Origin of the sequence: Amycolatopsis orientalis (genome assembly GCF_000943515.2) — a bacterium.
Classification (GTDB): Bacteria; Actinomycetota; Actinomycetes; order Mycobacteriales; family Pseudonocardiaceae; genus Amycolatopsis; species Amycolatopsis orientalis.
This window is the reverse complement of the sequence record NZ_CP016174.1, coordinates 4236704-4261860: the sequence shown is the minus strand read 5'-3', so window position 1 is coordinate 4261860 and position 25157 is coordinate 4236704. Positions and strand designations below refer to the sequence as shown.

The following is a 25157-nucleotide window of genomic DNA, read 5'->3' as shown; positions in this document are numbered from 1 at the left end:
CTCACGGGGAAGCGGCCACCGCGGACGGCACCGGGATCCCCCGGCGAAGAAGATCGGCGCCGAAGCGATGGACGAGTGGATCGTTCGGGGTGAGGGTGAGGAGGACGACGTCGCGGCTCAGCGGCGGGTCGAGCCGCCGGAGGCTGCCGGGGAACGACCCGGACAACGCGGTGGCCGGGACGAGCGCGACACCGAGGCCCGCGGCGGCGAGCTGGGCGGCGGTGGCGGTGCTGCGGGTGCGGGTGGTCGCGGTCAGCGTGACGCCGTGCTCGGCCGCGACCGCGTCGAGCCAGCCGCTCAAACCGTTGTCCGGGTGGTAATGCACGATCGGTTCGGTGGCGAGGCTGGCGAAGGGGACCTCGCCGGGCAGCTCGTGGTTCTTCGCCGCCGCGACGACGACCTCCTCCCGCCCGATCAGCTCGGCCGGCCCGGTCCAGCGGGTCGGCCGGGGCCCGATCGCGAGATCGGCCATCCCGGCTTCGACCAGCCCGGCGAGCTCGTCGGCACTGGACAGTTCGGTGAGCGCGATCCCCAGCCCGGGACGGCGCCGCCGCCAGACCCGGAGCACCGGCGCGAGCAGGGCGACGGTCATCGACTCGGCGCACGCGACGCGCAACAGCCCATCGGACCCGTCCGCCCCCGCCCGGCCGGTGGCCACGACCCGGTCCGCGGCGGCGAGCGCGGCGCGCGCGTCCGCGGCGACCGCCCGCCCGGCGGCGGTGGGGCGGACCCCGCGCGGAAGCCGTTCGAGCAACGGCGTCCCGATCTCCTTCTCCAGCGCGGCCAGCTGATGCGACAACGCGGGTTGCGACAGATGCAGCCGGGCGGCCGCTTCCGTCACCGAACCGGCGTCGAGGACGGCGACCAGGCACTCGAGCGAGCGCAACGTAGGCATTCGTCAAATCTATCGTCAGAAGCGAAAACCTTCATATCGCGACGGGATTGTTCCCGGCCCCTGCCGCGCTGAGGTGGATATGACATTCACGATGCGGGACAAGAAAATGGTCATCGTCGGCGGCGGCTCGGGCATCGCCAGGCGGCTGGCCGCCGACGCGGCCGAGGCGGGCGCCACCGTGGTGCTGGCAGGGCGCGAACCGCGCACCCTCGACCTGCCGGGGGTGACCACCGCACGGGTCGACCTGGGCGACGAGGACTCGATCCGCGCGCTCGCCGCGCAGGTCGGTTCCTGGGATCACCTGGTGTCGCTGGCCGCGAACCACACAGGCGGCCCGGTGACCGGGCTGGCACGGGAAGCGATCACCCGCGCCTTCGACGCCAAGGTGATCGGGCCGCTGCTGCTCGCCAAGCATTTCGCGCCCGCCGCCCGCGACGGCGGTTCGATCCTGCTGTTCTCCGGCTTCGCGGCCTGGCGACCGGCGCCCGGCCTCTCCGTGATGGCCACGACGAACGGCGCCGTCGGTCACCTCGCCGAAGCACTCGCCGTGGAACTCGCGCCGGTGCGGGTCAACGCGCTGTCGCCGGGAATCGTCGACTCCGGATCGTGGGACCGGCTCGGGGCGGACCGGGACACTTTCTTCGCCGACACCGCCGCGCGCAATCCCGCCCGCCGGGTCGGGCGGCCCGCCGATATCGCCTCGGCCGCGCTACTGACGCTGACCAATCCCTTCATGACCGGGAGCACCGTGCACGTCGACGGGGGCGGGCGGCTGGTCTGAGGCGCCGACCGCCCGTACGTCGACCACCCGCAAACCCGCGAGGAGACCGGACAGTCCTTGGTGGCCTTGAGGCCGGATCGCGAGGACCCCGCTGGCGAAGAACAGCAGGTTCGCCAGCGCCTCGAATCCGCCGTTGACCGTGGAAGCCAAGGTGAGCAAGGTGAAATAGCCGCCGGAGCCGGCGAGGAAACGCACGATCATCCGCCACCCGGCGGGCTTCCCGCCGGGTGGCCCGACCGGACGCAGCAACACGACCCGCTGGCCGAAGCTGGCGCCGTCGCCCGCGAGCGGGACGACGAACAGCAGGAGCACCGCGGGCAGCAGGGTGCCGATCAGGGCGGTGACCACGGCGCCCGGTTCACCCGCCAGCAACGTCGTCACGATCCCGATGGTGGTGCCGAGCAGGACGACCGAGACGACGTCGACGGCCATCCCGAGCAGACGGCGGCGCGCGGTGACCGGCCGCGGGATTCCCGGCGGCGCGGACGGCTCGTTCCCCGGCAGCAGGCGCAGCAAGGGAGCGAGTCCGAAGCCGACCGCGGCACCGAGGGTGTTGGTCAGCAGGTCGTCGACGTCGGCCAGCCGGTACGGGCAGTCGAACAGGAACCAGACACCGGTGAGCTGGGTGCACTCGATGAACAGCGAGACGGCGAACCCGATCGCGACGGTGGCCGGGAAACCGCGCCGGAAGAGGTGCCGCACGAACATCCCCAGCGGCACGAACAGCGCGACGTTGAACACCGCCTGCTGGACCGCGGGGTTGCGCAGGAACGCCCGCAGGCCGCCGCCGGCCTGCTCGCGGCGGATGTCGGCGAGGAACCGGAAAGGGCGCAGCTGCAGATGACTCGCCGCGTGCTCGGCGCACCACGTCGCCGTCATCCGCGGGATGGGGAGCAGCGTGTACGTCCACAAGGCCATGGCGTAGACCAGGAACCCGAACACCAGAAGGACCCGCCAGAGCCCGAGTTCGCCGCGGCGCCGGTAACTCGCCGCGATGTACGGGACGGCCAGGAGGCCCGCGAGCACGAAACCCGCGAATACCGCGATGATCGCGGAGACGGTCGGATCAGTCACTCGCGGAAGCTAACAACGCTCGCTCCGGGGCACCCGTCACGCCACCTGGCCGGGTGACGGCGTCGGCCGGGGCGATGGCGCGCTGATGGGCGAGCGCGGCGATGGCGAAGGTGAGATGGACGACGACCCAGTTGCGGTCTTCACGGTGGACACGCTGCAACAGGTCGAGGGTGGCGTCGCCGGGACTGCGGCCTTGACGGCAGGCGTCGATGAACGCCTGGGTCAGTTCGTCGACGTTGCGGCGGAATTCCGCGAAGGCGTCGGCGGAAGGGGAGCTGGAGCAGAGATCCACGGTCACGTCACTCAGCGTTCCATAACGCGACACAAAGTTACGAATCGGTGGAGCTGGAATCACTCACGTGAGGTAGTCGTACGAGCACTCTGTGCTCTGCGTCACGCCGAGGCGAGGGTACCCGCGGGCATCCGGCTTTCCGGTTCGGCCACCTTCGCCCGGCGGAAGGCCGGGAAGCGCTGGTCGAGTTCGACCAGCAGCGGGGTCGCCGCCATCAGCACCAGAAGGGCGAAGCCGGCGTAAGCGCCCAGGGTCTCGATGATCGTCATTTCGTTCTCCTCGTTCCTGGCGCCGCCTTTTCCGGCGGCCTGGAACCAGGATCGCTTCCCGGCGGGGTGCGGCGGATCGGTCATCCGGCGGGGACGCCTCGACCGGTCGGCCTTTTCGGCACCGGCCTTTCGGCCGACCCAGGGCGGCGGTGCAGCAGATCGAACCGCGACCACATCGCTTCGGCCGCCTCGATGGATTCACCGGTCCGGACCGGGTCGACGGCGGCCAGTTGCGCGACGATGGCCTGCACCAGGCTCATTCCCGCGGTCAGCGACGGGAAGAAGGTGACCCCCTCGGCAGGCACCATCAGCACCTGCTCGACGGCCCCCGCCAGCGCGGGGCTGGCCGCGTCGGTGATGGCGAAGGCGCGGGCTCCCCTGGCCTTGGCCTCGTTCGCGGCGAGCACCGTACTTTCGTACAGCCGCCAGAAACTGATCGCGATGAGCACGTCCTCATCGGTGAGTTTCGCCGTGGCGTTGGCGAGTTCGGCGTCGCCCGCGGTGATCGCGTGGACGTCGTAACCGGCGAGCCGCGCGTTGTGCGCGAAGGCGATCCCGACGGCGGCATAGCTGCCGTCGGCGATGACGACCGTGCGGCGCGCGGCGGCGACGGCCTCGGCGACGTTGCGGATCTCGTCCTCGTCGAACCGCCGGTTGAGCAGAGCGAGGCTGTCGAGGTCCCGGCGCAGCGACGCCGAGCCCGGCGAATCGACGTCACGGTGCTCTTCGGCGACCTGCGGCGCGCTCAGCGACGACAGGTACCGCGCGCGCAGTTCCTGTTGCAGCGCGGGCCAGCCGGCGAAACCCAGTGCCTGCGCGGTCCGGGTCACGGTGGCGACGTTGACCCCGGCGAGCTGCGCGAGCTCGGCCGTCGAGCCGAACGACGCGCGGCGAGGCTGGGAGACCAGCACTTCGAGCACGGCCGCCGATTTCGGCCGCAGCCCGCGTTCCGGTGTCCGTTCCCGAAGCCACGCCTCGAAACCGTCGTCGGCCGCCGTCTCTGTCACGCACACCCTCCCTCGATCGCGTCACGGTAACGCATCGTGCCCGGTGAACCACTTGCAACAACCATTGCAGTTTTGACGAAACGCAGTATACGTTGTCCGCACTCCTCGTCGCCCGAACCACGGAAGGCGTTCCCCATGACGCTTCTGGCCCGGCTGGACCGGCTCCCGTTGAGCCGTCCCCATTACAAACTCCTGCTCATCGGCGGACTCGGCTACACCTTCGACGGGATGGACTCCGCCGTGGTCGCCTTCCTCCTGCCGAGCGCGAAAGCGGCCTGGGGCCTCGACAACGGGCAGCTCGGGCTGATCGGTTCCGCGACGCCGTTCGGTTTCCTCTTCGGCGCGATCGCCGCCGGCCTGCTGGGCGACCGCATCGGCCGCAAGAAGGTCATGATGTACGCGCTGGCCTTCTACGCGGTGTTCTCGGTGCTCGCCGCCTTCTCCCCCGACTACGAGGTCTTCCTGGGCGCCCGGGTGCTGGCCGGGGCGGGCGCGGGCGCCGAAAGCGCGATCATCGCGCCGTTCCTGTCCGAATTCGTGCCCGCCAAGCGGCGCGGCTGGTTCGTCGGCGCGCTCGCCGGGTTCTTCTCCTTCGGGTTCGTGGCCGCGGCGCTGATCGGGCGCTTCGTCGTCCCCACCGTGCCGGAGGGCTGGCGGGTCGCCCAGCTGATCACCGCGCTGCCGATCGTGATGCTGCTGTGGTGGCGCCGGTCCCTGCCGGAGTCACCGAGGTTCCTCGTCGCCAACGGGCGGCACGCGGAGGCGGAGAAGATCGTCGCCAAACTGGAGCGGGACGTCGAAAAGGCGACGAGGCGGGCACTTCCGGCGGTCGCCGAGACCGACGCCCAGCCCGCGACGGAGACGCCCAAGGTCAATCTCCTCAGCGCGCTCAAGTTCCTCTGGAGCCCGGCGATGGCCCGCCGTACCGCGGTGATCTGGACCGTCTGGTTCGTGATCACCTTCTCCTACTACGGTTTCTTCTCCTGGATCCCGACGCTGCTCGTCGAGCGGGGGATCACGGTGACCAAGAGCTTCGAGTTCTCGATCATCATCTACCTGGCGCAGATCCCCGGATACTTCTCCGCCGCCTGGCTCTCCGAACGGCTCGACCGCAAGCACACCATCGCGCTGTACCTGGCGGGTTCGGCGGTGAGCGCGTTCTGGCTGAGCCAGATGGACGCGCCGTGGTCGATCACCCTCGCCGGAGCGGTGCTGTCGTTCTTCCTCAACGGCACCTACGCCGGCGTGTACTCCTACACCCCCGAGGTGTTCCCGACCTGGATCCGCGCGAGCGGGACCGGGCTGTCCAGCGCGTTCGGCCGGGTCGGCAGCATCCTGGCCCCGACGATCATCGGCCTGTCCGCCGCGAGCCTCGGGTTCGCCGGTGTCTTCGGCCTGACCACCGCCGTCCTGGCGGCCGGGGTGGTGTGCGTGGTCGTGTTCGGCCTGTCCACCGCCGGCCGCTCGCTGGAAGAACTGACCGAACACGGCGCGCCCGTGAAGACCGCGAAGGAGATGACCAAGTGACCATGTCACTGTCCACTGTGGAGGACAAGACCCGCGCCACCATCGGCGTGCGCTTGTTCACCGTGCTGGCGTGGGTGCCCGAACGGCAGGCGCTGCGGCGGGTGCACAGCAGCCACCCGGCGGAGTACCCGGTGGGCGGCGAGAAGACCGTCGAGGTGGCCGCGGGCTGGCTGGACCGGTGCATCACCGGACAGGAACCCTACTTCGGCCCGGACAGCGCGGCGGTGCGGGAGATCTTCGCCGACCACGAACTCATCGACCGGCTGGGCTGCGGCGCGGTGATCAACGTGCCGGTGGTGGACGACGGCCGCACGCTCGGCGTCCTCAACATCCTCGACGCCGAAGGCAGCTACGACGACGCTTCCGTCGAAGCGGCCCGTTCCCTGGCACCGTTGGCCGTCCCGGCCCTGCTCGAACTCCTGGAGACCCGATGACCGGCTCACTGCTGCTGCGCGACGCCCGCCTGCTCGACCCGGTCAAGGGCGAGTACACCGAAGGGGACCTCCGCTGCGAGGACGGCCGCGTCGTCGAGGTCGGCACGGGGCTCACCGCCGGCGACGTCCGGACGCTGGACCTGCGGGGCGCGTTCGTCCTGCCCGGCCTCATCGACGCCCACGTCCACGTGACCGCGTCGACCGCGGATCTGGGGTCGCTCCCGGCGTCGTCACCGTCCTATGTGGCCGCGCACAGCGCCCGCACCATGAGCCGGATGCTGGACCGGGGCTTCACCACGGTCCGCGATGCCTCCGGTGCCGACTACGGCCTCGCCGACGCGCAGGCCGAGGGGCTGTTCCGGGGCCCGCGGCTGCTGTTCTGCGGCCGCGCGCTGAGCCAGACCGGCGGGCACGGCGACAGCCGGACCCGCGGCGCCAACGCCAGTGACGACCATCCGTGCTGCGCGGGTCTCGGCCGGGTGGCCGACGGGGTCGACGCGGTCCGTGCGGCGGCGCGCGACGAACTCCGCAAGGGGGCGCACCACATCAAGGTGATGGCCTCCGGCGGCGTCGCCTCCCCCACCGACCGGATCGACTCGACGCAGTACTCCGCCGACGAACTGCGCGCGATCGTCGAGGAGGCGGAGTCGGCCAACCGCTACGTCGCGGCGCACGCCTACACCGCCCGCGCCGTGAACAGGGCGCTGGAGCTGGGCGTGCGGTCGATCGAGCACGGCAACCTGATCGACGACCTGAGTGTCGAACTGTTCCTCCGCCACGACGCGTATCTCGTGCCCACCCTGGTCACGTACTGGGCTTTGAAGGAGGAGGGGCGCGAGCACGGGCTGCCGGAATCCAGCTGGCGCAAGGTCGACGAGGTGCTCGGCGCGGGGATGGCCGCGCTGGAACGCGCCGCGCGGGGCGGGGTCAAACTCGTGTACGGCAGCGATCTCCTCGGCGGGATGCACCGGCACCAGAACCACGAATTCCGCCTGCGCGGCGAGGTGCAGCCCGCCCTGGACGTCATCCGGTCGGCGACGTCGACCGCCGCGGATCTGCTGAACCTGACCGGCGAGATCGGCACGCTGGCCCCCGGCGCGCACGCGGATCTGCTCGTCGTGGACCGGGATCCGCTGGAGGACATCGGCGTCCTGGCCGAGCCGAAGGCGTTCCGGCACGTCGTCCAGGGCGGGACGGTGGTCTCCCCCTGACGCGTTTCGTCCTCTGGTCGCGGTAGTTGCACGCGCAAGCATCGCAACCAGAGGACGAAACGCCGGGGTCAAAGGACGAAACCCTCGGGGAACGGATCGTCCGGGTCGAGCAGGTAGGTGGCGTTTCCGGTGATCCAGGCCCGCCCCGAGAACTCCGGCACCACCGCGGGGACACCGCCGACGGTGGTCTCGGCCACCAGCTCGCCGGTGAAGGTGGTGCCGATGAACGAGCTGTTCTCGAACGGTGTGTGCAGCGGCAGCTCACCGCGGGCGTGCAGCTGCGCCATCCGGGCCGAGGTGCCCGTGCCGCAGGGTGACCGGTCGAACCAGCCCGGATGGATCGCCATGGCGTTGCGCGAAGCGCGGGCGTCCGACCCCGGGGCGAGGAACTGGACGTGCTTGCAGCCGCCGATCAGCGGATCGGCCGGATGTCCCGGCGGGCGCTGCTCGTTGATCGCCGCCATGATGTCCAGCCCCGCGGCGAGGATCCGGTCCTTTTCGGTCCGCTCGAACGGGATGTCCACTTGGGACAGTTCGAGGATGGCGTAGAAGTTCCCGCCGTAGGCCAGGTCGTAGCGCACCTCCCCGAATCCGGGCACCTCGACGACGGCGTCCCGCTCGGCCAGGAAGGACGCGACGTTGCGGAGCTTGACCCGTTCCGCGCGCCCGTCCCGGACCTCGACCTCGGCGTGCACGAGCCCGGCCGGGGTGTCCAGGCGGACCACGGTCTTCGGCTCGGTCACCTCTACCATGCCGGTCTCCACCAGTACGGTCGCCACCCCGATCGTGCCGTGCCCGCACATCGGCAGGCAGCCCGACACCTCGATGTACACCACGCCCCAGTCGGCGTCGTCGCGCGACGGCGGCTGCAGGATCGCGCCGCTCATCGCGGAATGGCCGCGCGGCTCGTTCATCAGGAACCGCCGCAGCTGATCCAGGTGCTCCATGAAGTACCGGCGGCGTTCGGCCATGGTGGCGCCGGGAATGAGGCCGCCCCCGCCGGTCACCACCCGGGTCGGCATCCCCTCGGTATGCGAGTCGACCGCGGTGATCGAGCGGATCGACCGCACCTACTTCACCCCCAGCGAGGCCAGCGCGCGGCCCATGTCGGCACGGACCTGTTCGTGATGCCCGGCGGTCAGCGGCCCGCGCGGCGGGCGGCACGGCCCGCCGTAGCGGCCCACGAGATCCATGCCGAGCTTGATCGCCTGGACGAATTCGGTGCGCGAGTCCCACCGGAACGCGGCCACCAACGGCTCGTACAGCGCCTTGGCCTCTTCGAGCTTGCCGGACGTCGCCAATTCGAACAGGCGCACGGATTCGGCGGGGAACACGTTGGGGAAACCGGCGAACCAGCCCGTCGCGCCCATCAGCAGGCTTTCCAGCACGACGTCGTCGGCACCGCTGATCACGTCGAGGCCCGGCGCCCGCTCGCGGATCTCCAGCACCCGCCGGACATCGCCGGAGAACTCCTTGACCGCCACCACGTTGTCGATCGCCGCGATCTCGGCGAGAAGGCCCGGGGTGAGGTCGACCTTGGTGTCGATGGGGTTGTTGTAGACCATCACCGGCAGGCCGACCGAGGCCACCGCCTCGAAGTGGGCGAGCACCTCGCCGCGGTTGGCGCGGTACATCGTGGGCGGCAGGCAGAGCAGGCCGTGGGCGCCGTCCTCGGCCGCGATCTCGGCCCAGTGCCTGGCCTGATGCGACCCCGGTCCGTGCACGCCGACGACGACGATCCCGTCCGCGCCGACGGTTTCGATCGCGGTGCGGGCGACCCGGCGGCGTTCGTCGTCGGTGAGCGAGGAGTACTCGCCGAGGGAGCCGTTCGGGCCGACGCCCCGGCAGCCGTTGTCGATCAGCCACCGGCAGTGCGCGGCGTAGGCGTCGTAGTCCACGGCCAGCCCGGCGGGCGCCGACGCGTCCGCCCGGTACGGGAGAGCGGTCGCGACGACGACGCCACCGAGGTCCGGGGTGCTCATTCAGGTTCTCCTTCGGGTCGGGAGGCGAGTTCGCCCAGCCGGATGGGCTGTGCGATCGGGCGGTGATGCCGTTCGGCACCGCCGCAGAGTTCGGCCACGCTCACGCCGCACATCCGGCCCTGGCACGGACCGAGCCCGGCGCGGGTGCCGAGTTTCAGCGCGTGCGGGCCCGGGCAGGCGGGGTCGCGGGCGGCGCGGGTCAGTTCGCCGTACGTGGTTTCCTCGCAGCGGCAGACGATCGTGTCGGCACGCAGCCAGCCGGGCCAGTCTGGGCCGATCGGATGCGCGGCGGCGAGCCGTTCGGCGAAGGCCAGCGCCCGGTCGCGGGTGCGGAGCAGGGCCCGCGACGGACGCCCGCCCGCGGCGGCGCATCCGGCCACCGCACCTTCGGCGGCGGCGGTGCCCGCTCCGCCGATGCCGGTGATCTCTCCCGCGGCGAAGACACCGTCCACTGTGGTCCGTTGTTCGCCGTCGACCCGGACGAAGCCACCGTCGAGGACACAGCCCGCCGCGACGGCCAGTTCGGGCCGCGGGACGAATCCGTGGCCGACACAGACCGCGTCGACCTCGTATACCCGCTCGGTGCCGGGAACGAGCGACCAGTCCGCACGCACCCCGGCGGTCACGACCTCGCGGACCTTGCCTGCGCCGCGTGCTTCGATCACGACCCGGCCCAGCCGGTACGGAACGCGGTGGCGGGCGAGGGTGACGGCGTAGCGGGCCAGCTCGCCCGCCTTGCCGGGATGCGCGGCCAGCCGCCACGGACGAGCCGACCATCCTTTGCGGACGGTGGGGAACGGGTTGGCCTCCAGCACGGCGACCACCTCCGCACCGACGCCCAGCAGCGATTCCGCGACCGGCAGCAGGAACGGTCCGGCCCCGGCCACGAGCACGCGCTTGCCGATCGCGACCCGCTCCCCCTTGGCCAGCGCCTGCGCCGCGCCCGCGGTGTACACACCGGGCAGTTCCCAGCCGGGGAACGGAAGGGTGCGGTCATGCGCGCCGGTCGCCAGGATCAGCGCGTCGGGAACCAGGGTCAGCCGCCGTCGCCCAGTGCCGTCGGACTGTCCTCTCAGGACATGCACCCGGTTCTCCGCGCTACCGAACGCCCACACGGTGGAGCCGGGCCACCACCGGCATCGCGGATGCGCCAGCAGCCGACGGCGCCGCTCGAAGCCCGCCCGGCCGGAGTTCCGCGCCTGGTAGGCCTCGGGCGGCATGCGGTGGTACTGGCCGCCGGGAGTGTCCGCCTGGTCCAGCACCGTGACCCGGGCACCCGCCCGCAGCGCGTGCTCGGCCGCCGCCAGCCCGGCCGGTCCGGCGCCGACGATCACCACCTGCCTGCTCAAATCCTGTCCTCCCGGGTCTGCGTGCGGATCTCGTCGCCGTCGGCGGCCGGGCGGAGGCACGCGCGGACGTCGGGCACGTCGTTGACCGTGAGCAGGCAGTCGAAGCAGACGCCGATACCGCAGAACACGCCGCGGGGCGCGCCGGAACGGGTGGTGCGCCAGGAGTTCCGGCCCGCGGCGAGCAGCACGCCCGCCACACTCTGGCCCGCGATCCCGGCCACCGGTTCGCCGTCGACGGTGATCCGGACCGGCCTGCCGCTCATGCCGCCACCTCCGCCAGTACCGCCGGACGGTCCACAGTGAACTCTTCGACCGCCATGGCGGGCTCCGTCCCGGTGAGCAGTTCGCGCAGCAACCGCGCGGTGCCGACACTCAAGCCGATACCGGCGCCTTCATGCCCGGTGGCGTGCCACAGGTTCGCCAGCCGCGGATCCTCGCCGAGGACCGGGAGGTGATCGTCCACATAGGGCCGGAAACCGCCGTAAGCCCGCATCACCGCGACGTCGGCGAGCGCCGGGAACAGCCGCAGCGCCTTGACGGCGATGGCACTGAGCACCTCGGGGCGGATGGCGTCGTCGAAGCCCACCCGGCGGCGCGACGAACCGATCAGCACGGTGCCGCCCCAGGTCGACTCGACGACGGCGGAAGTTTGCAGGTCACCGGAATCCGCGCCGACCGCGCCGACGTAATCGGCGTCGTAGACCTTGTGCCGGACGACGCCGGGCATCGGGGTGGTCACCAGTACCTCGCCCCGGCGGGGGCGGACGGCGATCGGGGCACCGAGACGCGCGGAAACCTGCCCGGCCCACGGGCCCGCGGCGTTGACGACGACGTCGGCCTCGATGCTCCCGCCCGGCACCCGGACACCGGTGATCCGTCCATTCCGGACGATCGCGCCGACGACCTCGGTCCCGGCGCGCAGCCGGGCACCGTGGCGCAGCGCGGAACCCAGCAGCGCCAGCGCCGCGCCCGCTGGCTGGACCTGGGCGTCCTCCGGATAGCGGAAGGCGGCGGTCACCGCCCGGGTCAGCGCGGGTTCCGCGATCGCGAGTTCCTTGGGCGACAAGGGTTCCGCGCGGATCCCGGCACCAGCTTGCGCCTCGGCGAACGCGGCGAGGGCACCGGCACCCTCGCCGGTGGTGGCGACCACGATGCCGCCCTTGGGGTCGTATTCGATCGCCGACGCGGCCGAGGCGTCTTCGTCGGCGATTTCGGCGACGACTCGCGGCCACAGCCGGGCCGAAAGCTTGGCGAGTTCGAGTTCGGCACCGGGTCCCTTGTCCGAGACGAGGACGTTGCCCTCGCCATGCGACGTGGTCCCGCCGGCGGGGTGGCCGCGATCCACGACCACGACGTCGAAGCCCGCCCGGCTCAGCTCACGGGCACACGCGGCACCGATGATGCCCGCCCCGAGGACGACCACACGCGTTCGGTTCATCGACCCTCCGCCGTTCGGTAAAGCGAACGATCGGAGCGTAGGTTCCACCCCGGAAGGGTGTCAATACCCGGCCCCCGGTCAGCCCTTCAGCACGGGATGCGGCTTGCCGTCGAGCCGTTCGTCCGCGCGATACTGCAGCAGCAGGACCGAATGCACCGGCCCCTCCGAAGCGGTGTAGCGATGCGGCTCACGGGCGTCGAAGGCGACGTAGTCCCCCGGGCCGACGTCGACGGTCCGGCCCGCCACCTCCACCCGCAACGAGCCCGACTGCACGATGGTGTGCTCGATCCCGACGTGGCCCTGCGAACGCTGCGGCGCGTCCCCGCGCACCACCTGGTCGTACACCTCGAAGACGCCGTCGCCGGTTTCGATCCGGCGCAGCGGCCGCAGATCCACTCCCTCGCCGCGGAGCACTTCGACGTCGGCGCCGCGCACCACGGTGAGCGCGCCGCCCGCCCGGTGGTCGAGCAGATCGGAGATCGCCACCTCCAGCACCCTGGAGAGACTGAACACCGTCTCGATGGTCGGATTGCCGCCGCCGGACTCCAGCTGCGACAACGTCGCCTTGCCGATACCCGACCGCCGGGCGAGCTCCGACAGCGAAAGGCCCCTCGCCGACCTCGCCGCGCGAAGGTTGACCGCGAGCATGTCCCGGATCGAAGGCGCCTCGTCCTCCACCGCTTCTCCCCTGCGTTCGTCAAACCGTACGACCGGCGGAGTAATCGTTCGCTTTGCCGATCGAGTTCGCGAACATCATGACACGCCTTTCACCGCGACGGCGGTCCGGTCAAGGAGCCTCGTGAGTGGTAATGACGGTTCTAACCGTCATTACCACTCACGAGGCATCCGGCCCGCTCCGTTCAGCCCCTGGCCGCCCGGACCCACGCGGTGACCTCGTCGGCGGTCGAGGGGAACCCGCCGGAGAGCAGCTCGTGGCCGGATCCGGTGACCACGACGTTGTCCTCGATCCGGATGCCGAGGCCGCGGAGTTCGGGCGGCACGGTGCGGTCGACGGCGTGGAAGTACAGACCCGGCTCGACCGCGAGCGCCATGCCTTCGGCGAGCGCGCCCTCGCGGTAGGCGCCGGGGCTCGCGGCCGCGCAGTCGTGGACGTCCAGCCCGAGGAAGTGGCCGGTACCGCAGACGATGTACCGCCGGTGCTGCTGCCCGTCCGGCGACAGGGCTTCCTCCACCGAGACCGGGAGAAGACCCCAGTCGTGCAACCCCTCCGCGAGCACCCGCAGCGCCGTCGCCTGGAAAGCGCCGTAGTCCCGGCCGGGACGGACCTCGGCCAAGGCCGCGAGATGCGCCTTGTGCACGAGGTCGTAGACATCGCGCTGCGCCGTCGTGAACTCGCCGCCGACCGGGAAGGTCCGGGTGATGTCGGCCGTGTACAAGGACTCCAGCTCGACTCCGGCGTCGAGCAGCAACAGGCTGTCGTCGGTCACCGGCCCGTCGCAGCGCGTCCAGTGCAGGATCGGCGCGTGCGGTCCGGCCGCGACGATGGAGGTGTAGCCGGGGCCCGTGCCCTCGGTCCGGGCACGCCGGTCGAAGGTGCCCTGCAGCCAGCGTTCCCCGCCGCCGCGGACGGCCTCGGGCAAGGCGGACAGCACGTCGGCGAACCCGAGGGCGGTGGCGTCGACGGCGTCGCGCAACTGGCCGATCTCCCAGTCGTCCTTGATCCGGCGCAGCTCGGCGAGGGCGGTCCGGAGGCGTTCGCTGTGGCCGAAACCGAACCCGTCGAGCACGGGGTCGACGCCGGCGCCGGTCAGCACGCCCGGGTTCCGCCCGCGCAAACCCCGCGGAAGGTCTTCCAGTGGACGGCATTCGATGCCGAGCGCCTCGCCGTACGCGGCGGGTCCGGCGGCGGAGCCGACCCACAACGGGCTGGTGTCCGCGTCGCCCACGAAGTCGGGTTCGTGCGCTTCCGCCGGACGCGGGACGTACAGCGTGGCGTGGTGGCTGTCCCCGGCCGGGGTCAGCACCAGGATCGCGCCTTCGCGCTGACAGCCGGTCAGCCAGACGAAGTCGCTGTCGGCGCGGAAGCCGTGGAAAGTGTCGTTGGAGCGCACCACGGCACGGCCCGCCGCGAGCGCGATCCGCTGCCCCGGCAGTTCCGCCGACAGCCTGCCGCGATGGGCGGCCGCGGCCTCGGCGGTGCCCGGCGGCACCTCCACCACGTCGTCGACGGGCTCCCAGCCGTCGCTGATCCAGTTCCGGAATCCCTTGGCGGCCAGTAGCGCGCGCAGGTCCGGCCGGGTTCGGTCGCCGGTCATCGGCTCCCCCTTCGGATAGTCGGAGTCCTGGACGCACCTTCACACCGGAAACGGCCCGGCCGTAATGACCGTCGGCGATAGACTCCGTCTATGGCCCTGGAGATCCGGCACCTGCGGGCGATCTGCGCGATCGCCGAAGCGGGCAGCCTCTCGCAGGCGGCCGCCGCGCTGGGCATGTCCCAGCCGTCGCTGACCTCACTGCTCCAGCGGCTCGAACGGCAGATCGGCGCGCCGCTGTTCGTCCGCAGCCACACCGGCGTGACCCCGACCCCGGTCGGCGAGCAGACACTGCGCCGTGCGCTGACCCTGCTCGTCGAATTCGACCGGTTCGAAAGCGACCTCCTCGGCGCGCTGGGTGACGGCCCGGTCCGGCTCGGATCGTCCCAAATGGACTGTCTGCCCGCGTTCGTCGAGCTGCTGGACGACGCGCTGCCGGGACTCGACGTGACCGTGCACGTGGAGCCGTCCAGTTCCGTGCTGGCGCAGGGGCTGGCGCGCGCCACCCTCGACATCGCCGTCATCGCCATGTCGGACGACCAGGAAGTACCGCTGGCGAAGCATCTGGGGCACCGGGTGCTGTTCTCGTGGGTGCCCGTCTTCGTCGGCCTTCCCGCCCGGCACCGGCTCGCCGGTGCCTCCGAAGTCGACCTGGCCGACCTCGCGGACGAAGCGTGGATCGGACCGCCGGGCCCTGAGGACGGCTCGCTGACGTCGTTGCGCGCCGCGACGCATCGCGCCGGGTTCACGCCCCGGATCCGCTTCGAATGCCCCAACGGCGGCGGACGGCAGCTGATCGCCGCCGGGCAGGCGGTGCAGCTCGTGGAACCGACCGCGCCCGAACTGCCGGGGATGGTCGTCCGGCCGCTGAAGGACGATCCCCTGCGGATGCGGCTCGTGCTGGCGTGGCGCAAGGAGCGGCTGACCTGGGATCAGGCGGAGAACGTCTATCGCGCGGTGATGACGTCCTACACCCGGCACGCGATGGCCTCCACCCCCTTCCGGACCTGGTGGGACCGGCGGCGCAGTTCCCGGTCATGGGACGGTTTGGCGGACTTCTTCCGGGCGGCCGGTTCGTCTTCGTGAGTGGTAATGACGGTTCTGACCATCATCGCCACTCACGAGACCTAGCGTGGGAGCCATGATGATCGATGATCTGGCCGCCGGGCTGCCGCCGGACCGGCTCGTCCGCGACCCGGACGTCCTGCGGAGCTTCGCCCACGACGAAGCCGAGTGGGCGCCTCATGGCCTCCCTCTCGTGGCGGTCCGGCCGCATACCGCCGAAGAGGTCCAGGCGGTGGTGCGGCTCTGCCTGCGGCATCGCGTCCCGCTCGTCACCCGCGGCGCGGGCACCGGTCTCTCGGGCGGCGCGAACGCCCTCGACGGCTGCGTCGTCCTGGTCACCGACAAGCTGACCGCGATCAAGGAGATCGACGAACTGGAGCGGATCGCGGTCGTCGAGCCCGGCGTGGTCAACGACGATCTCGGCGCCGCGTGCGCGGAACACGGGCTCTGGTATCCGCCGGATCCGGCGAGTTCGCCGTGGTCGACGATCGGCGGCAACGTGGCGACCAACGCGGGCGGTGTGTGCTGTGTGAAATACGGCGTCACCCGGGACTACGTACTCGGCCTGCAGGTCGTGACCGGCACCGGCGAACTCGTCCGGCTCGGCCGCCGCACGGCGAAGGGGGTCGCGGGGTACGACCTCGCCGGGCTGATGGTCGGCTCCGAGGGCACGCTCGGCGTGATCACCGAGATCACCGTCCGGCTGCGGCCCGCGCGGGCCGCGGAACGGACCGTCGCCGGGTACTTCGACACCACGGTCGCGGCCGGCGAGGCCGCGGCGGCGGTGGCGGCGCGCGGGGTGGTCCCGTCGGCACTCGAACTCGTCGACAGGCACTGTCTCGCGGCGGTGGACGCGTGGAAGAACATGGGGCTCAGCGCGGACGCGAACGTCGTCCTGCTCGGCCGCACCGACACCCCCGGCGCGCTGGGCGAGCACGAGGCCGCCGTCCTGCTCGAATGCTTCGAGAACGCCGGGGCGACCTGGGCCGCCCAGTCCTCCGACGAGACCGAGGCCAACGCGCTGTTCGCCGCCCGGCGGCTGGCGTACCCGGCCCTCGAACGGCTCGGGCCGGTGCTCACCGAGGACGTCTGCGTACCGACACGGCGCGTTCCCGAGATGCTCGCGAAAATCGACGCCGCCGCCCGGCGCCACAACGTGGTGATCGCCAACGTCGCGCACGTCGGCGACGGCAACCTCCACCCGTTGCTGGTGACGCCGCCCGGCGACGAGGACGCCCGGAAAGCGGCGCAAGCGGCCTTCGAGGACATCATCTCCGGCGCGCTCGACCTCGGCGGCACGGTCACCGGCGAGCACGGCGTCGGCCTGCTGAAACAAGCCGGGCTCACCCGCGAGCTCGGGCCGGCGGTGCTCGACCTGCATCGCGCGGTCAAGCAGGCGCTCGACCCGCACGGCATTTTCAACCCCGGCAAGGTCTTCCCCGCGGGGGCCGCCTGACGGCCTTCGGCGTTTCCCCAGGAAGACGCCACTTTCGAACACCCTGTAACCAGAGCCCCCCCCGCCGCGATTGACCCGGTACCTGGGGAACGGAGACGGGAGATGATGACGCAACGGCTGTGGCTGGGTCTGGCGGTCGTCTACGCATGCACGGCCGTGGTCCAGCTCTACCTGCTGGCCAGTACCGGTGCCGTCTGGGCGGGCACCCTCACCGCGGTCGGCTTCGTGGCGGCGTTCCTGTGCTCGCTCGCCGCCAGGAAGGCCACGAAACGGCGCCCGGACTCGTGAGTGGTAATGACGGTTCTAGCCGTCATTACCACTCACGAGACTGGACCGACCTGGGAAAAGGCCCTGTGTGAGTGACCATCCGCCGTCGTGAATCATGCGCTGTTCACCCGGTGCCGTCTTGCCAGACACGGTGAGCGGCGTACGGTTACGGGTACGTGAGGTTGAGTCCACCAGCCCGCGCGAACGACCCGCATGTCCGCGGCCCCAGAACTTTTCATCGGGCGACGCGGCGGCGCGTTGACTTGCGCAGCAGTTGTGCAGGCTTGCCCGTTGTCCGTCTCGTCCCGGCTATCCGGGAGACCAGCTCATGACCGACCGACTTTCGTTACCCACGGGAAGCCGCGACGGCCCCGCCCTCCGATCCTTCGTCAGCGCCCCCATCCCCCGGCCGCGGCCATCCGAAGATCACCTGTTGCAGGTCCGGAGAACCCGGTGGAACGACGACGTCCTCGTCATCTCCGCCGACGGTGAGATCGACCTCGCCACCGCCGGACGGCTCGAGCGCGAGCTGCGGCACGACCTTCCCGTCACCACGGTGGTCGACCTCACCGGGGTCACTTTCCTCGGCGTGGCCGGGCTGCGGGTCATCGAATCCGCCGCCGCCCGTGCCCGCACGGAGCGACGGGCGGTCGGGGTCGTCGCCTGCACCCGCCCGGTGCTGCGGTTGCTGCAGCTGTTCGGCGTCGACGCCCACATTCCCGTGTACCAGTACCTCGCCAACGCGATCCGCGAAGTACCGAAGGCCTCACCCGTGCCGCATCGGTGAGCCCGGCTCAGTTGCTCGCGAACGGCAGCAAGGTGGAGAGGCCCGTCTTCAACGCCAGCCGCTTGATCGTCGGTGACGGGAGGAAACTCAAGGCGACCCCTTGGCTGCCGCACCGGTCGTTGATCCCGACCAGGGTGGCCAGCCCGGTGGAATCGCAGAACTCCACGCCTTCGAGGTCGACGACGAGCTTGCCGGGCAGGGGTTCGAGAGCTTCCTCGAACGTCTCCTTGAGATCTTCGGACGTCGTCAGGTCGATCTCCCCCGCCACCGCGATGACGACCTGCGCACCGGGCCTGGCCACCGTCACCGAGAACGGAACCTCCTTGGTGTCGCCGTCTCCGCCAGTCACCGTCACACTCCCTCACGATCGGAACACCGAGAGTTCCGAAGATATCGGATGACGGTACCCATCCGCCCGGTACGCGCGCCCCGGCCACCGCCTTGCCTTAGCCTTGGCGATGGATCCGGCGGTCGTGGACCGCGGCGGACGAGGAGGAGAGCTCCGTGATGCCGATCGACGAGCCGGTGCGCCAGAGCGCGGACGAACTGGTCCACGAAGTCGCCGCCGTCCCGGCCGAGGCCGCCGCCTTGCGGGACGTCCTGGCGGACTGGGCCCTCGGCCGGGGCCTCCCCCGCGAACTCGCCGAGGATCTCAAGCTCACCGCCTACGAGGCGATGACCAACGTCGTCAAGCACGCCTACCCCGACGGCACCGACGGCAACGTCATGACGGTCACCGCCGCCCACGCCGACGGCTCGATCATGGTCACCGTCACCGACGAGGGCCGCTGGCGCGACGGCCGCCGCCCGGACGGCGGGCGGGGCCTGCCGATCATCCGCGCCTTCGCGCCGGAGGCCTCCGTGACGAGCACGCCGACCGGCACCGTCGTCCGGCTTTCCTGGCCCTGCCCCGCTTGACCCCACCTGCGAGGCCGCGGGCTCAGCGGACGACGTCGTAGACCAGCTTCTGCACGCCGTTGCCGTAAGCCTCGCTCTCGACGAGCTTGAGGTTCTGCTTGTCCTTGTCGGTGTCGCTGAACAGCTTCTTGCCCGCGCCGAGCAGGACCGGGAACATCAGCAGGTGGTAGCGGTCGACGAGCCGCGCGTCGGCGAGATTCCGGTTCAGCTCCGCACTGCCGTGGACGATGATCGGCCCGCCCTCGGTCTCCTTGAGCTCGGCGACCTCGTCCAGCGAACGCAGGATCGTGGTCTCGCCCCAGTTGCCGACCAGGTCCTCGTCCCGAAGCGTGGTCGAAACGACGTACTTGGGCATCGCGTTGTAGCCGGCGAACTCCTCGGTCATCCCGGGCCACACGGGCGAAAACGCCTGGTAGCTGACCCGGCCCAGCAGCATCGCGGTGGCCTCACCCTGCTCGCGGCCCTTGAGTTCGTAGGCCGCTTCGTCGAACTCGATGCCGTTGAAGGTCCAGCCGGAGTTGCGGTAGCCGGGCTCCCCGCCGGGCCCTTCGACGACGCCGTCGAGCGAGACGAACGCGGTGGCGATCAGGGTGCGCATCTGGTTTCTCCTTGGTCGTGCCGATCTGCTTTCGATACCACGTCGACCGGGAACCGGCGGATTCGACATCGTGCCGGAAAAAAGACCGGTCCGCTAGGATCCGCAGCCGGGCGTTTCCCGTCTACATCGGACGGAGATCGCGGGTCTGGTCGAGTGCGGGAGAGTGCATGGCGGACGGAGTTGGCTCGCTTTCGGGATGGTCGGCCGAACCCACCGAAGTGACCAGCTACGTAGGCCGTGACGCCGAGACCGGCGAGGCGCGACGGCTGCTGGAAGCGGCGTCGCTGGTCACGTTGACCGGCCCCGGCGGGGTCGGGAAGACCAGGCTGGCGTGGCGGATCGCGACGGCCCACCGCGAAGCCACCGCCGACGAAGTCGCCTTCGTCTCGCTGGCCGAGCTACGGGAACCCGCGTTGCTGGTGCCGACCGTCGCGAACGTCCTCGGCTTCGGCGATCGCTCGGCGAAACCGGCCATCGACGTCGTCGTCGAAGCACTCCAGGCGAGCCGGTTGCTGCTCGTCCTGGACAACTGCGAGCATCTGGTCGACAGCTGCGCCTGGTTCGCCGACACCGTGGTCAGGGCCTGCCCCCAGGTGACCGTGCTCGCCACGAGCAGGCAGTCCCTCGGGGTGGCCGGGGAGCGGATCCTGCCGGTGCCCCCGCTGGCGGTGCCGGAGCAGGGCGACTCCTTCGAACGCGCGATGAGCTACGAGTCGGTGCGGCTGTTCGTGGATCGCGCGACCGCCGTCGCGCCGTCCTTCCGGCTCACCGAATCCGACACCGAACCGCTGATCCGGCTGTGCCGCAGGCTCGACGGGCTGCCGCTGGCGATCGAGCTGGCCGCCGTCCGCGCGCGGGCGCTGTCCCCGCACCAGCTCGCCGACCGGCTCGACCGGCAGTTCTCGGTGCTCACGAAGGACCGGCGCGGACGGCCGGAACGGCACGAGACCATGCGGGCGCTGATCGACTGGAGCCACGACCTGTGCACCGGGCCCGAACGGCTGCTGTGGGCGCGCGCGTCGGTGTTCTCGGGCAGTTTCGACCTCGACGCCGCCGAACAGGTCTGTTCCGGCGGGGACCTGCCGCGCGACCAGGTCCTCGAAGTCGTCGACGGGCTGCTCGACAAGTCCATCCTGCTGCGCGAGGAGTACCCGGGCGGCGTGCGGTACCGGATGCTGGAGTCGGTCCGCGAGTACGGCGCCGACAGGCTCAGCGAAACCGGCGAGACGGCGGAATACCGGAAACGGCACCGGGACTGGTTCGCCGAACTCTCCGGCCGGTACGCCGCCGAATGGCTCGAAACCGATCAGCTCGGCTGGATCGGGCGGCTGCGGCGCGAGCACGCGAACCTGCGCGTCGCGCTCGACTACTGCACCGGCGGCCCCGAAGACGCGGTCGTCGGGCTGCGGATGTTGCGCGACATCAAGGAGTTCTGGATCTTCCGGGGGCTGAACACCGAAGGCCGGATGTGGGTCCGCAGGCTCGACGAGGCCGCGGCACCGGGTGTCCCGGAACGGGCGCGGGTGCTGTGGCTGTCCGGTTTCCTGGCCGTGGTGCAGGGAGACATGGACGCCTACCGCTCCGTGATGGACAGGGCGGAGGCCGAAGCCGAGGCGAGCGGCGACGAACTCGCCGCCGCGTACGTGCTCCACGTCCGGGCCTACGCGGCCCTGATCGGCAACGCCATGTCCGAGGCGGCGCGTTTGTTCGGCGCGGCCATCGCGCTGTTCCGCGCCAACGGCGACGAGGGCGCGGAACTCTGGGCGAGTTACAACCACGGGCTGGCCGTCTGGCTGGGCGGCGACATCGACCGCGGCCGGGCGGTGCTCGCCGAATCCGTCGAGCGCTGTGAACGGCGGGGCGAGGTCTTCTGGCGGGGCTGGGCGCTGTGGTCGCGCGCCGCCGCCGAGTACCTCCAGGGCGATCTCGCCGTGGCGAGCCGCTGCTGCGAACAGGTCCTGCGGCTGCACGCGAGGGTGGACGACCGGGTCGTCGTCGGGTTCACGCTCACGGTCCTGGCTGGCTGCGCGGCCCGCACCGGACGTCCCAACCGGGCCGCCATCCTGCAGGGCGCCGCGATGAACGTCTGGCGCACGGTGGGCGCGTGGCCGACGCGGTACGAGGCGTTCACCGAACCGCTGCAGGCCGACACCGACGTCGTGACGGCGGCGCTGGGCTGGGAGGTCGCGGTGAAGGAGTTCACCGACGGCGCCGCGATGCCCACAAGCGACGCCCTCGCGTACGCACTCGAAGAGCGGGTGCCCGAACCCCGGCGACAGACCGCCGGGGTGCTGACCAGGCGCGAGACCGAGATCGCGCAGGTGATCGCCGAGGGACTGACGAACCAGGAGATCGCCGACCGGCTCGGCATCGCCCGGCGGACGGTGGACACGCATATCGACCACATCCTCACCAAGCTCGGGTACTCCAACCGGGTGCAGGTGGCCACCTGGGTGACCCGGAGCGCGGACCAGGCCTGAGGTTCACGCCGCCCTGATCGGGGTGGCGGGCCTCGCCGGTCCGGGGTCGGGCGCGAGCAGGTCCGCGCGCAAGGCGATGCGCAGGTCGAGCCGCTCCTTGGGGTCGTCGAGGCGGTCGCCGAACAACACCCGGAGACGGCGCAGGCGGTTGCGGACCGTCTGGGGATGCACCCCCAGGTTGTTCGCGATCTCGGGGGCGCCGCCACGGGCGGAGAGCATCGCGTCGAGGGTTTCGGCGAGCTTCGCGCGCTCGGTCGACGGCAGCCCGGCGATCGGTGCCAGGCTGCGCCTGACCAGCGCGGTCGTGAGCACCTCGTCGGCGAAGAGCCAGTGCGTGGTCAAGTGATCCGACCAGCGGACGAGCGGACCGTCCTCGATCACCTCACGCCGGACCAGTTCCAGCGTCCGCCGGGCCCACCGCAGGGACGTCACGGCGTCGGCGGGTGCCACCGCGGGGCCGCCCGCCGCCCGCGTCCCCGCCAGCACGCGGCCGATCTCGATGTCGTCGGGGACGAGCAGGTGCGGGTACTCCCCGGTGAGGTCGGCCAGTACCTCCGGGCCGAAGGAGGCCCGGACCGCGCCGGGCTCCGCGGCGATGGCGACCACCTTGGCGGGCGGCACCCAGCCCGCCTCGGCCGCCAGTCCCGCCCACTTCGCGGGCGGTCGGCCGCTCAAGATCTCCTGGAGCAGGTCGCGGCGCAGTTCGGCCATCGACGGCGTGTGCGCGGCGCGGTAGGCGGCGGTGGACAGCCGGATCAGGACGTCGACGCAGCGGAGCAGGGCCTCCACCCCGGTGTCCATCAGCGCGGGCCCGGCGCCGGGCTGCCGCGACAGCGAGGCCAGGACGGGCAGCGCGCACCGGCCCGCCGAGTGAAAGGCGCGGGAAAGCCGGTCGAGTCCCTTGCCGGCGGCGTACTCCGCGACCCCCATCTGCCGGAAGGCGTCCGCACCGGCGGCGATCCCGAACGCGGAGTCCCTCCCGTCGTGCTCCAGGACCGACGCGACGAACTCGGTGGCACGCGTGTCGAGCAGGGGCGCGTGCTCGGGCAGGAGATGCCGGACGCCGTCGACGACGGTGCGGGCGATCACGAGGGCGGCGGAGCGGGCTGGAGCGTGGGACGCGGTCATGGTCGACCTCCGGGCAGCGAATCGTCGGGGCGCCGAGTCTGCTGCTCCGGGGTGGCGGGCACATCGGGTGAATTACGTAGTCGGGCCTCCCGGGCCTACGCATCACCCGTTCGTGAAGGTTCGGCTGGGCAAGGTGGCTCGTGAGTGGTAATGACGGTTAGAACCGTCATTACCACTCACGAGACCTGGGCACCCGCCGCGGCGGGCTTATTCGCAGACGGCGCCGTGCGCGGCGCTCCGGACGACCTTCGCGTACTTGCCGAGGACACCGCGTGTGTACGCCGGGGCCTTCGGCGTCCAGCCCTCCCGGCGCGCCTCGATGTCGTCGATCTCGACTTCGAGCGTCCGGTTCGCGACGTCCAGCGTGATCGGGTCGCCGTCGCGCACGAACGCGATCGGCCCGGCGTCGACGGCTTCGGGCGCGATGTGACCGACGCAGAGGCCGGTCGTGCCGCCGCTGAACCGCCCGTCGGTGATGAGCAGGACGTCCTTCCCGAGCCCGGCGCCCTTGATCGCGCCGGTGATGGCGAGCATCTCGCGCATCCCCGGTCCGCCCTTGGGGCCTTCGTACCGGATGACGACGACGTCGCCCGCGACGATCCGGCCCTCCGCGAGCGCGTCGAGGGCGGCCCGTTCGCCGTCGAAGACCCGCGCGGTGCCGGTGAACGTCGATTCGTCGAAGCCCGCCGACTTCACGACCGCGCCTTCCGGGGCCAGCGATCCCTTGAGGATGGTCAGCCCGCCGGTCTTGTGGATCGGGCGGTCGAGCGGGCGGATGATCTCGCCGTCGAGCCCGGCGGGCGCGATGCCTTCGAGGTTCTCGGCCATCGTCTTGCCGGTCACGGTCAGCACGTCACCGTGCATGAGCCCGGCGTCCAGCAGCGCCTTCATCACCACGGGGATGCCGCCGACCTTGTCGACGTCGTTCATCACGTACTTCCCGAACGGCTTGAGGTCGCCCAGGTGCGGGACCTTGTCGCCGATCCGGTTGAAGTCGTCGATGCGCAGGTCGACCTCCGCCTCCCGCGCGATCGCGAGCAGGTGCAGGACGGCGTTGGTCGAACCGCCGAGCGCCATCACGACGGCGATGGCGTTCTCGAACGCCTCCATGGTCATGATCTGCCGCGCGGTGATGCCCTGCCGGAGCAGGCCGACGACGGCTTCCCCCGACCGGTGGGCGAAGCCGTCGCGGCGCCGGTCGACGGCGGGCGGGGCGGCAGAACCGGGCAGTGACATCCCGAGCGCCTCGGCCACCGACGCCATCGTGTTGGCGGTGTACATCCCGCCGCAGGCGCCCTCACCGGGGCAGATCGCGCGCTCGATCCGGTCCACCTCGGCGCGGCTGATCTTGCCGGCCAGGCAGGCGCCGACGGCTTCGAAGGCGTCGATGATCGTGACGTCCCGGCCGTCGACCTGGCCCGGCATGATCGAGCCCGCGTAAAGGAACACCGAGGCGAGATCGAGCCGGGCGGCGGCCATGAGCATGCCCGGCAGCGATTTGTCACAGCCCGCCAGCAGCACGGAGCCGTCCAGCCGCTCGGCCATCATCACCGTCTCGACGGAGTCGGCGATCACCTCCCGCGACACCAGCGAGAAGTGCATGCCCTCGTGCCCCATGGAAATGCCGTCGGACACCGAGATCGTGCCGAACTCGAGCGGGTAGCCCCCGCCCGCGTGCACACCGTTCTTGACCGCCTTGGCCAGCCGGTCCAGCGACAGGTTGCACGGGGTGATCTCGTTCCACGAGGACGCCACGCCGATCTGCGGTTTGGCGAAGTCGTCGTCGCCCATGCCGACGGCACGGAGCATCCCGCGGGCCGCCGCGCGCTCCAGACCGTCGGTCACGTCGCGGGAACGGGGTTTCAAATCCGGCTGGTCCTCCGGCATCGGGACACCTTTCCTTCGTGGTGGGACACCGGGCACGCT

General features: G+C 71.2%; 26 protein-coding genes. 10 read left to right on the top strand and 16 right to left on the bottom strand.

Translation table 11 applies throughout. The features are described 5' to 3' along the window. Position 1 precedes the first annotated feature (1 nt). On the bottom strand, positions 2 to 895 hold the full coding sequence (locus tag SD37_RS18595; protein ID WP_065912880.1) for a LysR family transcriptional regulator: 894 nt from the start codon (positions 893 to 895) through the stop codon (positions 2 to 4). Positions 896 to 986: 91 nt separating this feature from the next. Here SD37_RS18595 and SD37_RS18590 point away from each other — a divergent pair, with 91 nt between their 5' ends. Next, positions 987 to 1676 carry an SDR family oxidoreductase gene (locus SD37_RS18590; protein ID WP_236725412.1) on the top strand — a complete coding sequence of 230 codons (690 nt, stop codon included), beginning with the start codon at positions 987 to 989 and terminating at the stop codon, positions 1674 to 1676. Here the strand turns inward: SD37_RS18590 and SD37_RS18585 are convergent. From SD37_RS18585 to SD37_RS18570, 4 genes are all read right to left on the bottom strand, one after another. Beyond that, positions 1605 to 2750, bottom strand: a complete 1146-nt coding sequence (locus SD37_RS18585) for a VanZ family protein (protein ID WP_044853099.1) — start codon at positions 2748 to 2750, stop codon at positions 1605 to 1607. The genes SD37_RS18590 and SD37_RS18585 overlap by 72 nt on opposite strands. Beyond that, the gene (locus SD37_RS18580) at positions 2743 to 3048 is read right to left on the bottom strand and encodes a hypothetical protein (protein WP_044853098.1); all 306 of its coding nucleotides are present in this window, start codon (positions 3046 to 3048) and stop codon (positions 2743 to 2745) included. The genes SD37_RS18585 and SD37_RS18580 overlap by 8 nt, the downstream gene beginning before the upstream one ends. Positions 3049 to 3143: 95 nt before the next feature. Next, positions 3144 to 3311, bottom strand: a complete 168-nt coding sequence (locus SD37_RS43190) for a hypothetical protein (protein ID WP_167369598.1) — start codon at positions 3309 to 3311, stop codon at positions 3144 to 3146. Between the two features lie 80 nt (positions 3312 to 3391). Next, a complete protein-coding gene (locus tag SD37_RS18570) occupies positions 3392 to 4318 on the bottom strand; it encodes a MurR/RpiR family transcriptional regulator (protein ID WP_037305248.1) in 927 nt (308 codons plus the stop codon). A 135-nt stretch (positions 4319 to 4453) separates the two neighbouring features. On the opposite strand from SD37_RS18570, the gene SD37_RS18565 reads away from it, so the two are divergent. The 3 genes from SD37_RS18565 to SD37_RS18555 are packed head-to-tail and all read left to right on the top strand — an operon-like array spanning position 4454 to position 7490. Next, positions 4454 to 5845, top strand: a complete 1392-nt coding sequence (locus SD37_RS18565; protein ID WP_044853096.1) for an MFS transporter — start codon at positions 4454 to 4456, stop codon at positions 5843 to 5845. Beyond that, entirely contained in the window at positions 5842 to 6279 is a 438-nt protein-coding gene (locus SD37_RS18560; protein WP_044853095.1) for a GAF domain-containing protein, read from the top strand. The genes SD37_RS18565 and SD37_RS18560 overlap by 4 nt, the downstream gene beginning before the upstream one ends. Further along, entirely contained in the window at positions 6276 to 7490 is a 1215-nt protein-coding gene (locus SD37_RS18555) for a metal-dependent hydrolase family protein (RefSeq protein ID WP_044853094.1), read from the top strand. Before SD37_RS18560 ends, SD37_RS18555 begins: the two co-directional genes overlap by 4 nt. A 68-nt stretch (positions 7491 to 7558) precedes the next feature. On the opposite strand, the gene SD37_RS18550 is transcribed toward SD37_RS18555, so the two are convergent. The 7 genes from SD37_RS18550 to SD37_RS18520 all read right to left on the bottom strand — a co-directional run bounded on the left by SD37_RS18550 (position 7559) and on the right by SD37_RS18520 (position 14535). Next, the gene (locus SD37_RS18550) at positions 7559 to 8560 is read right to left on the bottom strand and encodes a proline racemase family protein (RefSeq protein ID WP_065912879.1); all 1002 of its coding nucleotides are present in this window, start codon (positions 8558 to 8560) and stop codon (positions 7559 to 7561) included. Further along, positions 8561 to 9472, bottom strand: coding sequence for a dihydrodipicolinate synthase family protein (locus SD37_RS18545; RefSeq protein ID WP_044853092.1), 912 nt, complete (start codon positions 9470 to 9472; stop codon positions 8561 to 8563). Continuing rightward, the gene (locus SD37_RS18540; protein ID WP_044853091.1) at positions 9469 to 10821 is read right to left on the bottom strand and encodes an FAD/NAD(P)-dependent oxidoreductase; all 1353 of its coding nucleotides are present in this window, start codon (positions 10819 to 10821) and stop codon (positions 9469 to 9471) included. The genes SD37_RS18545 and SD37_RS18540 overlap by 4 nt, the downstream gene beginning before the upstream one ends. Next, positions 10818 to 11084, bottom strand: a complete 267-nt coding sequence (locus tag SD37_RS18535) for a (2Fe-2S)-binding protein (protein ID WP_044853090.1) — start codon at positions 11082 to 11084, stop codon at positions 10818 to 10820. The genes SD37_RS18540 and SD37_RS18535 overlap by 4 nt, the downstream gene beginning before the upstream one ends. After that, entirely contained in the window at positions 11081 to 12259 is a 1179-nt protein-coding gene (locus SD37_RS18530; RefSeq protein ID WP_044853089.1) for an NAD(P)/FAD-dependent oxidoreductase, read from the bottom strand. Before SD37_RS18530 ends, SD37_RS18535 begins: the two co-directional genes overlap by 4 nt. Before the next feature lie 78 nt (positions 12260 to 12337). After that, positions 12338 to 12937, bottom strand: a complete 600-nt coding sequence (locus tag SD37_RS18525) for a helix-turn-helix domain-containing protein (protein ID WP_044853088.1) — start codon at positions 12935 to 12937, stop codon at positions 12338 to 12340. A gap of 182 nt (positions 12938 to 13119) precedes the next feature. Next, on the bottom strand, positions 13120 to 14535 hold the full coding sequence (locus SD37_RS18520; protein ID WP_044853087.1) for an aminopeptidase P family protein: 1416 nt from the start codon (positions 14533 to 14535) through the stop codon (positions 13120 to 13122). Positions 14536 to 14625: 90 nt separating this feature from the next. Between SD37_RS18520 and SD37_RS18515 the strand changes: the two genes are divergently transcribed. The 4 genes from SD37_RS18515 to SD37_RS18500 all read left to right on the top strand — a co-directional run bounded on the left by SD37_RS18515 (position 14626) and on the right by SD37_RS18500 (position 18107). Then, the gene (locus SD37_RS18515) at positions 14626 to 15618 is read left to right on the top strand and encodes a LysR family transcriptional regulator (protein ID WP_044853086.1); all 993 of its coding nucleotides are present in this window, start codon (positions 14626 to 14628) and stop codon (positions 15616 to 15618) included. A 55-nt stretch (positions 15619 to 15673) separates the two neighbouring features. Continuing rightward, positions 15674 to 17053, top strand: a complete 1380-nt coding sequence (locus SD37_RS18510) for an FAD-binding oxidoreductase (protein WP_044853085.1) — start codon at positions 15674 to 15676, stop codon at positions 17051 to 17053. Positions 17054 to 17155: 102 nt separating this feature from the next. Then, a complete protein-coding gene (locus tag SD37_RS18505) occupies positions 17156 to 17341 on the top strand; it encodes a hypothetical protein (protein WP_037305268.1) in 186 nt (61 codons plus the stop codon). A gap of 412 nt (positions 17342 to 17753) precedes the next feature. Continuing rightward, on the top strand, positions 17754 to 18107 hold the full coding sequence (locus tag SD37_RS18500) for an STAS domain-containing protein (protein ID WP_236725411.1): 354 nt from the start codon (positions 17754 to 17756) through the stop codon (positions 18105 to 18107). A 7-nt stretch (positions 18108 to 18114) separates the two neighbouring features. On the opposite strand, the gene SD37_RS18495 is transcribed toward SD37_RS18500, so the two are convergent. After that, positions 18115 to 18456 carry an STAS domain-containing protein gene (locus SD37_RS18495; protein ID WP_236725410.1) on the bottom strand — a complete coding sequence of 114 codons (342 nt, stop codon included), beginning with the start codon at positions 18454 to 18456 and terminating at the stop codon, positions 18115 to 18117. A 158-nt stretch (positions 18457 to 18614) separates the two neighbouring features. Here SD37_RS18495 and SD37_RS18490 point away from each other — a divergent pair, with 158 nt between their 5' ends. After that, positions 18615 to 19025 carry an ATP-binding protein gene (locus SD37_RS18490; protein WP_044853082.1) on the top strand — a complete coding sequence of 137 codons (411 nt, stop codon included), beginning with the start codon at positions 18615 to 18617 and terminating at the stop codon, positions 19023 to 19025. A 22-nt stretch (positions 19026 to 19047) separates the two neighbouring features. Here SD37_RS18490 and SD37_RS18485 read toward each other — a convergent pair whose 3' ends face one another. Further along, positions 19048 to 19623 carry a dihydrofolate reductase family protein gene (locus SD37_RS18485; RefSeq protein ID WP_044853081.1) on the bottom strand — a complete coding sequence of 192 codons (576 nt, stop codon included), beginning with the start codon at positions 19621 to 19623 and terminating at the stop codon, positions 19048 to 19050. 167 nt (positions 19624 to 19790) lie between these two features. Between SD37_RS18485 and SD37_RS18480 the strand changes: the two genes are divergently transcribed. After that, positions 19791 to 22103, top strand: coding sequence for a LuxR C-terminal-related transcriptional regulator (locus SD37_RS18480; RefSeq protein WP_044853080.1), 2313 nt, complete (start codon positions 19791 to 19793; stop codon positions 22101 to 22103). Between the two features lie 3 nt (positions 22104 to 22106). Here the strand turns inward: SD37_RS18480 and SD37_RS18475 are convergent, their stop codons facing one another. Then, complete coding sequence (locus SD37_RS18475) at positions 22107 to 23231, bottom strand: helix-turn-helix domain-containing protein (RefSeq protein ID WP_065912878.1); 1125 nt, start codon at positions 23229 to 23231, stop codon at positions 22107 to 22109. A 207-nt stretch (positions 23232 to 23438) separates the two neighbouring features. Next, positions 23439 to 25118: a dihydroxy-acid dehydratase gene (gene ilvD / locus SD37_RS18470; protein WP_044853078.1), complete on the bottom strand. Its 1680-nt coding sequence runs from the start codon at positions 25116 to 25118 to the stop codon at positions 23439 to 23441. Positions 25119 to 25157 lie beyond the last annotated feature (39 nt).

Excerpts from the sequence above, each read along its gene's own strand:
- SD37_RS18595 (WP_065912880.1), bottom strand. The coding sequence starts at position 895 with ATGCCTACGTTGCGCTCGCTCGAGTGCCTGGTCGCCGTCCTCGACGCC.
- SD37_RS18590 (WP_236725412.1), top strand. The coding sequence starts at position 987 with ATGCGGGACAAGAAAATGGTCATCGTCGGCGGCGGCTCGGGCATCGCC.
- SD37_RS43190 (WP_167369598.1), bottom strand. The coding sequence starts at position 3,311 with ATGACGATCATCGAGACCCTGGGCGCTTACGCCGGCTTCGCCCTTCTG.
- SD37_RS18565 (WP_044853096.1), top strand. The coding sequence starts at position 4,454 with ATGACGCTTCTGGCCCGGCTGGACCGGCTCCCGTTGAGCCGTCCCCAT.
- SD37_RS18555 (WP_044853094.1), top strand. The coding sequence starts at position 6,276 with ATGACCGGCTCACTGCTGCTGCGCGACGCCCGCCTGCTCGACCCGGTC.
- SD37_RS18545 (WP_044853092.1), bottom strand. The coding sequence starts at position 9,472 with ATGAGCACCCCGGACCTCGGTGGCGTCGTCGTCGCGACCGCTCTCCCG.
- SD37_RS18535 (WP_044853090.1), bottom strand. The coding sequence starts at position 11,084 with ATGAGCGGCAGGCCGGTCCGGATCACCGTCGACGGCGAACCGGTGGCC.
- SD37_RS18530 (WP_044853089.1), bottom strand. The coding sequence starts at position 12,259 with ATGAACCGAACGCGTGTGGTCGTCCTCGGGGCGGGCATCATCGGTGCC.
- SD37_RS18520 (WP_044853087.1), bottom strand. The coding sequence starts at position 14,535 with ATGACCGGCGACCGAACCCGGCCGGACCTGCGCGCGCTACTGGCCGCC.
- SD37_RS18515 (WP_044853086.1), top strand. The coding sequence starts at position 14,626 with ATGGCCCTGGAGATCCGGCACCTGCGGGCGATCTGCGCGATCGCCGAA.
- SD37_RS18510 (WP_044853085.1), top strand. The coding sequence starts at position 15,674 with ATGATGATCGATGATCTGGCCGCCGGGCTGCCGCCGGACCGGCTCGTC.
- SD37_RS18505 (WP_037305268.1), top strand. The coding sequence starts at position 17,156 with ATGATGACGCAACGGCTGTGGCTGGGTCTGGCGGTCGTCTACGCATGC.
- SD37_RS18490 (WP_044853082.1), top strand. The coding sequence starts at position 18,615 with ATGCCGATCGACGAGCCGGTGCGCCAGAGCGCGGACGAACTGGTCCAC.
- SD37_RS18485 (WP_044853081.1), bottom strand. The coding sequence starts at position 19,623 with ATGCGCACCCTGATCGCCACCGCGTTCGTCTCGCTCGACGGCGTCGTC.
- SD37_RS18480 (WP_044853080.1), top strand. The coding sequence starts at position 19,791 with ATGGCGGACGGAGTTGGCTCGCTTTCGGGATGGTCGGCCGAACCCACC.
- SD37_RS18475 (WP_065912878.1), bottom strand. The coding sequence starts at position 23,231 with ATGACCGCGTCCCACGCTCCAGCCCGCTCCGCCGCCCTCGTGATCGCC.
- ilvD (WP_044853078.1), bottom strand. The coding sequence starts at position 25,118 with ATGCCGGAGGACCAGCCGGATTTGAAACCCCGTTCCCGCGACGTGACC.